Origin of the sequence: Promicromonospora sp. NPDC060204, from assembly GCF_042728455.1 — a bacterium.
Classification (GTDB): Bacteria; Actinomycetota; Actinomycetes; order Actinomycetales; family Cellulomonadaceae; genus Promicromonospora.
The window spans coordinates 1-6619 of sequence record NZ_JBHWZO010000313.1; the positions used below are offsets into that span (position 1 = coordinate 1).

At 76.1% G+C, this 6619-nt stretch carries 7 protein-coding genes; 4 read left to right on the top strand and 3 right to left on the bottom strand.

Annotated elements, in window-relative coordinates:
- A partial coding sequence (locus ACFWEJ_RS25810) for a class I SAM-dependent methyltransferase (RefSeq protein ID WP_377232031.1) occupies positions 1-831 on the bottom strand: 831 nt, incomplete at its 3' end.
- Positions 832-1009: 178 nt separating this feature from the next.
- Between ACFWEJ_RS25810 and ACFWEJ_RS25815 the strand changes: the two genes are divergently transcribed.
- Positions 1010-1891, top strand: coding sequence for an LLM class F420-dependent oxidoreductase (locus ACFWEJ_RS25815; RefSeq protein WP_377232032.1), 882 nt, complete (start codon positions 1010-1012; stop codon positions 1889-1891).
- A 31-nt stretch (positions 1892-1922) separates the two neighbouring features.
- Here the strand turns inward: ACFWEJ_RS25815 and ACFWEJ_RS25820 are convergent, their stop codons facing one another.
- Entirely contained in the window at positions 1923-2594 is a 672-nt protein-coding gene (locus ACFWEJ_RS25820) for an ANTAR domain-containing protein (RefSeq protein WP_377232033.1), read from the bottom strand.
- 43 nt (positions 2595-2637) lie between these two features.
- Positions 2638-3501, bottom strand: coding sequence for a UbiA family prenyltransferase (locus tag ACFWEJ_RS25825; RefSeq protein ID WP_377232034.1), 864 nt, complete (start codon positions 3499-3501; stop codon positions 2638-2640).
- Between the two features lie 67 nt (positions 3502-3568).
- Between ACFWEJ_RS25825 and ACFWEJ_RS25830 the strand changes: the two genes are divergently transcribed.
- The 3 genes from ACFWEJ_RS25830 to ACFWEJ_RS25840 are packed head-to-tail and all read left to right on the top strand — an operon-like array spanning position 3569 to position 6490.
- On the top strand, positions 3569-4651 hold the full coding sequence (locus ACFWEJ_RS25830) for a type III polyketide synthase (protein ID WP_377232035.1): 1083 nt from the start codon (positions 3569-3571) through the stop codon (positions 4649-4651).
- A 1-nt stretch (position 4652) separates the two neighbouring features.
- Positions 4653-5180 carry an isoprenylcysteine carboxyl methyltransferase family protein gene (locus ACFWEJ_RS25835; RefSeq protein WP_377232036.1) on the top strand — a complete coding sequence of 176 codons (528 nt, stop codon included), beginning with the start codon at positions 4653-4655 and terminating at the stop codon, positions 5178-5180.
- Positions 5181-5185: 5 nt separating this feature from the next.
- Positions 5186-6490, top strand: a complete 1305-nt coding sequence (locus tag ACFWEJ_RS25840; RefSeq protein WP_377232037.1) for an NAD(P)/FAD-dependent oxidoreductase — start codon at positions 5186-5188, stop codon at positions 6488-6490.
- Positions 6491-6619 lie beyond the last annotated feature (129 nt).

Consider the following 6619-nt stretch of genomic DNA (forward strand, 5'->3'; position numbering starts at 1 on the left):
CGCCCGCCGGGCGGGGAGCAGCAGGTACTCCCAGCCCATCGAGCCGTCGAGGCCCTGGAACCGGGCGGCCAGGTCCAGGAGCGTGCCGTCGAGCTCGGCGGTGCGCGCGGCGTCGTCGGCCACGTTGCGGTACACCGCGATGGTGGGGCCGTACACGGCCTTGAAGAACTCGCGGAACTCGGTGCCCGTGGCGAACCGCGTGACGGGCAGCGACCGCACCTCGGCGCGCACGTCGGTGACACTGTCGCCCAGCAGCGAGCGCACGTGCTCCTCGTCGCCCCACAGCGGCGGCGGCTGCGCGCCCGGCGGGGGAGCGGGGGCGTAGGGCTTCATCGCGGCGAACATCTGCCCGATGAACCCGGCCGGCGTCCAGGCGACGAGGCCGATCGTCCCGTCGGGGCGCGTCACCCGGACCAGCTCGTCCGCGGCGGTCTGGTGGAACGGGGCGAACATGACGCCGACGCAGGACAGCACCTTGTCGAACGCGCCGTCGTCGTACGGGAGTGCGTGGGCGTCGGCCTCGGCCCAGGTGAGCTGGGCGCCCCGCGCCGCGGCGATCGCGCGCCCGGCGTCGAACAGCTCAGGCGTGAGGTCGGCCGCGACGACCTGCGCACCCGCGAGCGCGGCGGGGATGGCGGCGTTGCCGGACCCGGCGCCGACGTCGAGCACCCGGTCGCCCGGCCCCACATCGGCGGCCTCGACCAGCACGGGGCCCAGCGCGGGGATCACCTCGGTGGCGACTGCCGGGTAGTCGCCGAGCGCCCACAGCGCGCGGTGCTTGGCGCCGACGGCGGTGAGGACCTCGGGCGGGACGCGGTCGGTGTCGGTCATGGGACTGCTCCTCGGCTCGTGCCGTCGCGTAGCCCCCCGCAGCGTCCAGTCAACGCCGGGTCCGGACGGCGCACCACCACAGGCCCGGATCTCACCCGGTCCGGCCCCGCGCGGGCGCGCCGTGGCAGGTCACGACATGAGCGTCAGAGCATGACAACCTGGTGCTAGGGTCGGTGACATGGATCTTGGGCTGCACTACTACACGTTCACCCACCCGGAGTGGGAGACCACGCTGGCCGATCGCCTCACCGAGACCGCGCAGATCGCCGACGAGGGCGGCGTGAACCTCTTCACGGTCATGGACCACTGGTTCCAGATGCTCAGCGCCGGCGGGCCGTACGAGCCCATGCTGGAGGGCTACACCACGCTCGGCTACCTGGCCGGCGTCACGAAGAACGTCCGGCTGAGCCTGCTGGTCACGGGCGTCACCTACCGGCGTCCGGGCCTCCTGGCCAAGACGGTCTCCACGCTGGACGTGCTCTCGCGCGGCCGCGCGATGCTGGGCATCGGGGCCGCCTGGTACGACCGGGAGCACGCGGGCCTGGGCGTGCCGTTCCCGTCGACGGCGGAGCGGTTCGAGCGGCTGGAGGAGACCCTCCAGATCTGCCGCCAGATGTGGTCGGAGAACGACGGCGCGTATGAGGGCAAGCACTACCAGCTCGCCGAGACGATCAACCTGCCGCAGCCGCCGCGCGGCACCGTGCCGGTGATGATCGGCGGCGGCGGCGAGCAGAAGACGCTGCGGCTGGTGGCCCAGTACGGGCAGGCGTGCAACCTGTTCGGCGGGCCCGGCGACGAGGCGCTGGAGACGGTCGCGCACAAGCTGGACGTGCTGCGCGGGCACTGCGAGCGCCTCGGCACCGACTACGACGCGATCGAGAAGACGATGCTGTACCAGGGCGACGCGACCGGTGACACGGACGCGTTCCTGAAGGACATGGAGCGGTATCGTGCGCTGGGCGTCTCGCTGGTGGGCCTGATGCCGACGCCGTACGAGAACCCGGTCCCGTGGGCGACGGCGCTGGCCGAGAAGGTCGTGCCCCGGCTGAACGAGGTCTGACCGGTCCGGGGGCCCGGCACCTGGGCGTCGCTCAGGTGCCGGGCTCCTCCTCGGGTGGGGGCACGTCGGTGACGACCAGGGCGCGGAGGATGGTCTCGGCCACGTCCCGCTGTGTGACGTTGCGGTTCCTGGAGGCGGACTCGATGATCCGCCTCGCCTCGTTCTCGCTGGTGTCGTTGGAGTGCATGACGGCCCCGACGGCGCGCTCGATCGCGGCGGTGTCGGAGAGCTGACGGTAGAGACCCGCGGTGGCGTCCTCCAGCTCGGCGAGCTCCAGGTGCAGGCCGACCAGGGACGCGGCGAGCTGGGCGTACCCGTCCGCGGCGGTGAGGAGCTCGTTGTTCCAGGGGTCCGGCGCGCGGGAGTAGAGGTTCAGCGCGACGGCGATGTCGTCGTTGACGAAGGCCGGGACGGCGAGCGCGGAGACGAAGCCCTCGCTGAGGGTCTGGGCGCGCCAGGCGTGCCACCCCATCGTGTCGGCGACGACCGGCACGACCTGGACCGTCCCCAGATCGATGGAGTCGACGCAGGGTCCGGTCTCGGCCCGGGCCTCTGCCTGGTCGCACCGGCCGGCGGCGGCTGAGCTGCTGCCCGCGGCGACCGACACGCCGTGCTCGCGGAAGATGATGCTGGCCTCGAGGCCGGAGCCGAGCACGACGGCCGCCCGGCGTGCGAGGTCATGGGGGGACGTCGAGATTCTCATCGGACCTACCTTCGTTGCCAGGCCGCATCGTCAGACTCTCACACTATGCGCCGGGGCTCACGGCGATGTCGGGCGCGGCCTGGCCCAGCAGCACCACGCAGACCACGGCGACGCAGAGGCTGAGCGCGAACGGCGCGCGGCTGCGGGGCCGGGTCACGGCGACGACCCCGGCACCCGCCGCCAGGACGACGGCGAGCACGCCGCCGGCCCAGGCCGCGGGTGCCGGGGGGCCGGCCGGCCCGACGACCACGACGGCGACCGCCGCGGTCAGGAGCGCGGGCGCGAGCACGCCGGACGCCCGGCGGCCGAGCCGGTGCGGCAGGCCCCGGACGCCGGTCGCGGCGTCGTCCTCGAGGTCGGGCAGGGTGTTGGCGACGTGCGCGCCCACGCCGAGCAGCGCGGCGGCGAGCACCGCCCAGGCGGCGGGGACGCTCGGTCCGGGCGCGGCGAGCACGACGAAGACCGCCAGCAGCCCGAACGAGAGCGCGTAGGGCAGCCAGGACCAGGCGGTGGACTTGAGCCGGGCGTTGTAGGCCCACGCCCCGGCGACGGCCACCAGGTGCGCGGCCCCGGCCACGAGGCCCGCCGCCAGCGACGCGACGACGCAGACGGCGAGCGCCGCGAACGCGGCGCCGCGCAGGGTGGCGGCGGTGACGAGCCCCTGCACGACGGGCTTGTCGGCGCGGTGCACGGCCAGGTCGCGGGCGGCGTCGATCCAGTCGTTGGACCAGCCGACCGAGAGCTGGCCGGTGCCGACGGCCACGGCGACCAGCGTGACGACGCCGGCCGGCGACCCGAGGGCGGCGGCGAGCCCGGCGGCCAGGGCGGTGACCACGACGGCGGGGGCGGGGTGGCTCGCGAGCACGAGGCCACGGCCGAGGCGGCGGGCGCCGGTGCCGGTCATCATGGGCGGCACGGTAGTCCTGGTGGGCGCTCCCCGCGCGGCTGGGCTGGTCCTGGGTCAGGATGCTTACGTGTCGCGCGTCGTTGCGGTCGAGGCGGTCCTGCCCCCGAACGTGTACGCCCAGGAGGCGATCACCGAGGCCGTGGCGCCCCTGGTGACGCCGGACCGGTCGCGGGCCGCGCTGCTGCGTCGGCTCCACGCGAGCGCCGGCGTGCGCAGCAGGCACCTGGTGCTGCCGCTGGAGGAGTACGCGAACCTGGGGTCGATGGGCGCGACCAACGCGGTGTTCGTCCGGGAGGGCACGCTCCTGGCGGAGGAGGCCTGCCGCCGGGCGCTGGCCGCTGCGGGGGTCGAGCCGGGGGAGGTCGACCACGTGTTCGCCACGTCGGTGACGGGGGTGGCTGCGCCGTCGCTGGACGTGCTCCTGTCCGAGCGGCTCGGGCTGCGCGGGGACGTGCGGCGCACGCCGTCGTTCGGCCTGGGCTGCGCGGGCGGTGCGGGCGGGCTGGCGCGGGTGCACGACCACCTGCTGGGCCGGCCGCGCGACGTGTCGCTCCTGGTCGCGGTCGAGCTGTGCTCCCTCACGCTGCAGCACCGCGACGACTCGGCGGCCAACCTGGTGGCGTCGGGGCTGTTCGGTGACGGCGCGGCGGCGGCCGTCGTCGTGGGCGCGGACCACCCGCTGGCGCGCGCGGAGGGCGGACGCCGCACGGCCCGCGTGCTGGACACCCGCTCGCAGCTCTACCCGGGCACCACGGACGCCCTGGGCTGGGAGGTGCGGGACACCGGGTTCGCGATCGTCCTCTCGGCCGACCTGCCCGACCTGCTGGGCGCACATTTGCTCGCCGACGTGAAGGGGCTGCTGGCCGACCACGGCCTCACTCCGGCCCAGGTGCCCACCTGGGTGGTGCACGCGGGCGGGCCGCGCGTGATCGAGGCGGTGCGGGACGCCCTCGGGCTGTCGGAGGACGCCGTCCGGGAGAGCTGGGCGAGCCTGGCGAGCGCCGGCAACCTCTCCTCGGTGTCCGTGCTGGACGTCCTGGCCAGGACCCTGGAGGCCGCCGAGGCACCGCCCGGCACGCCCGCCGTGCTCATGGCGTTCGGCCCCGGGGTGTCGTGCGAGCTGGTGCTGCTGCGGCTGGAGGGGAGCTGAGGTGCTCGGGTTCTACATCGCACTCGTGGCGGCGACGGGCGTGGAGCGCCTCGCCGAGCTCGTCGTCTCGACCCGCAACGCGCGGTGGTCGTTCGAGCGCGGCGGCGTCGAGTCGGGCCGGGGGCACTTCCCGGCGATGGTGGCGCTGCACACCGGCCTGCTCGTGGCGTGCGTGGCGGAGGCCGTGCTCGCCGACCGCCCGTTCCTGCCGTGGCTGGGCTGGCCCATGCTCGTGCTCGTGCTCGCGAGCCAGGCGCTGCGCTGGTGGTGCGTCTCCACCCTGGGCCACCGCTGGAACACCCGCATCATCGTCGTGCCGGACCTGCCGCTCGTGACCGGCGGGCCGTACCGGTGGCTGCGCCACCCCAACTACGTGGCCGTGGTCGTCGAGGGGATCGCGCTGCCGCTGGTGCACACCTGCTGGGTCACGGCCCTCACGTTCACCGTGCTGAACGCGGTGCTGCTCGCCCGGTTCCGCATCCCGGCCGAGGACCGGGCGCTCCGGCAGGCCGTGCCCGGGGTGGGGTGAGCGGCATGGGCCGGGCCGCCGCGGACGCGGACGTCCTGGTGGTGGGCGCCGGGCCCGTCGGCCTGGCCGCCGCGGTGCACGCGCGCGCCGCGGGGCTCGACGTGCTCGTCGTGGACCACCGGGCCGGCACCCTCGACAAGGCCTGCGGCGAGGGCCTGCTGCCCGGCGCGCTGCGGGCCGTGCAGGCGCTCGGCGCCGACCCGCCGGGCCACGTGCTGACCGGGATCAGCTACCGCGCGCCCGGGCGGCACGCCGACCACGAGTTCACCGCCGGACCCGGGAGGGGCGTGCGGCGCACCGCCCTGCACGAGGCCCTGCGGGCGCGGGCCGCCGACGTCGGCGCGCGCCGCACGTACGGGCGGGTCACCGCCCTGCGGCAGGACGCCGCGGGGGTCGAGATCGAGGTGACGCCCGGCCGCGGGGGTGGTGTGGATCGCGCGGGCGGCGCAGGCCGCGTGGGCGGTGAGGCGAGCGGGAACGGGGCGGCCAACGGCGTGGGCGGGGACACGGCCAGGGATGCGGCTGGGGACACGGCCGGGGACACGACGGCCGACGGTGGCGCGGGCGCGCCGGGCGGGCCGAGCGCAGCGGGCGAGCCTGTCACCCTGCGCGCCCGCTGGCTGCTCGGCTGCGACGGCCTGCACTCGACGGTCCGCCGCCTGGCCGGGCTCGACGTCCAGCCCGGGCGCCGGGCCGGGTCGGGGGTCGTGCAAGGGGCCGGGCGAGACGCCGGACGGGGAGCCGGGCCGCCGGCCCGGCACCGGTACGGCCTGCGCCGGCACTTCGCTGTGGCGCCCTGGACCGACCTCGTCGAGGTGCACTGGTCGCCGCACGCCGAGGCCTACGTGACGCCGGTCGCCGCCGGCGTCGTCGGCGTCGCGCTGCTCGCGCCCCGCACCGTGACCGGCGCGGGGTTCGACACGCTGCTGCGCTCGCAGTTCCCGGAGCTCGCCGCCCGGCTCGCCGGAGCCGAGCCGGCCGGGACGGTGCTCGGCGCGGGCCCCCTGCGCCGCCGGTCGCGGCGGCGCAGCACCGGACGGGTGCGGCTCGTGGGCGACGCGTCGGGGTACGTCGACGCGCTGACGGGCGAGGGGGTCCGGGTCGGCCTCGCGCAGGCCGACGCCGCCGTCCGGCACCTGGAGGACCCCGCCGCGTACGAGCGCGCCTGGCGGACAGTGACCCGCGACTACCGCGTGCTCACCTCGGGGCTGCTCGCCTGGGCCGAGAGCCCCGCCCGCGGCGCCATCGTGCCCGCCGCGGCGCGCGCGCCGTGGCTCTACGGCACGATCGTCGACCGCCTGGCCCGCTAACCGGGCCCCCGCCCCCGCCCCCCGCCCCCGCCCCCCGCCCCCCCCCGCCGCGATGCGCCGATGGTGCGCTTCTACCCCGTCATCCGGCCCGAAATGCGCGTGATTCCGGGCCGAATGACGGGGTAGAAG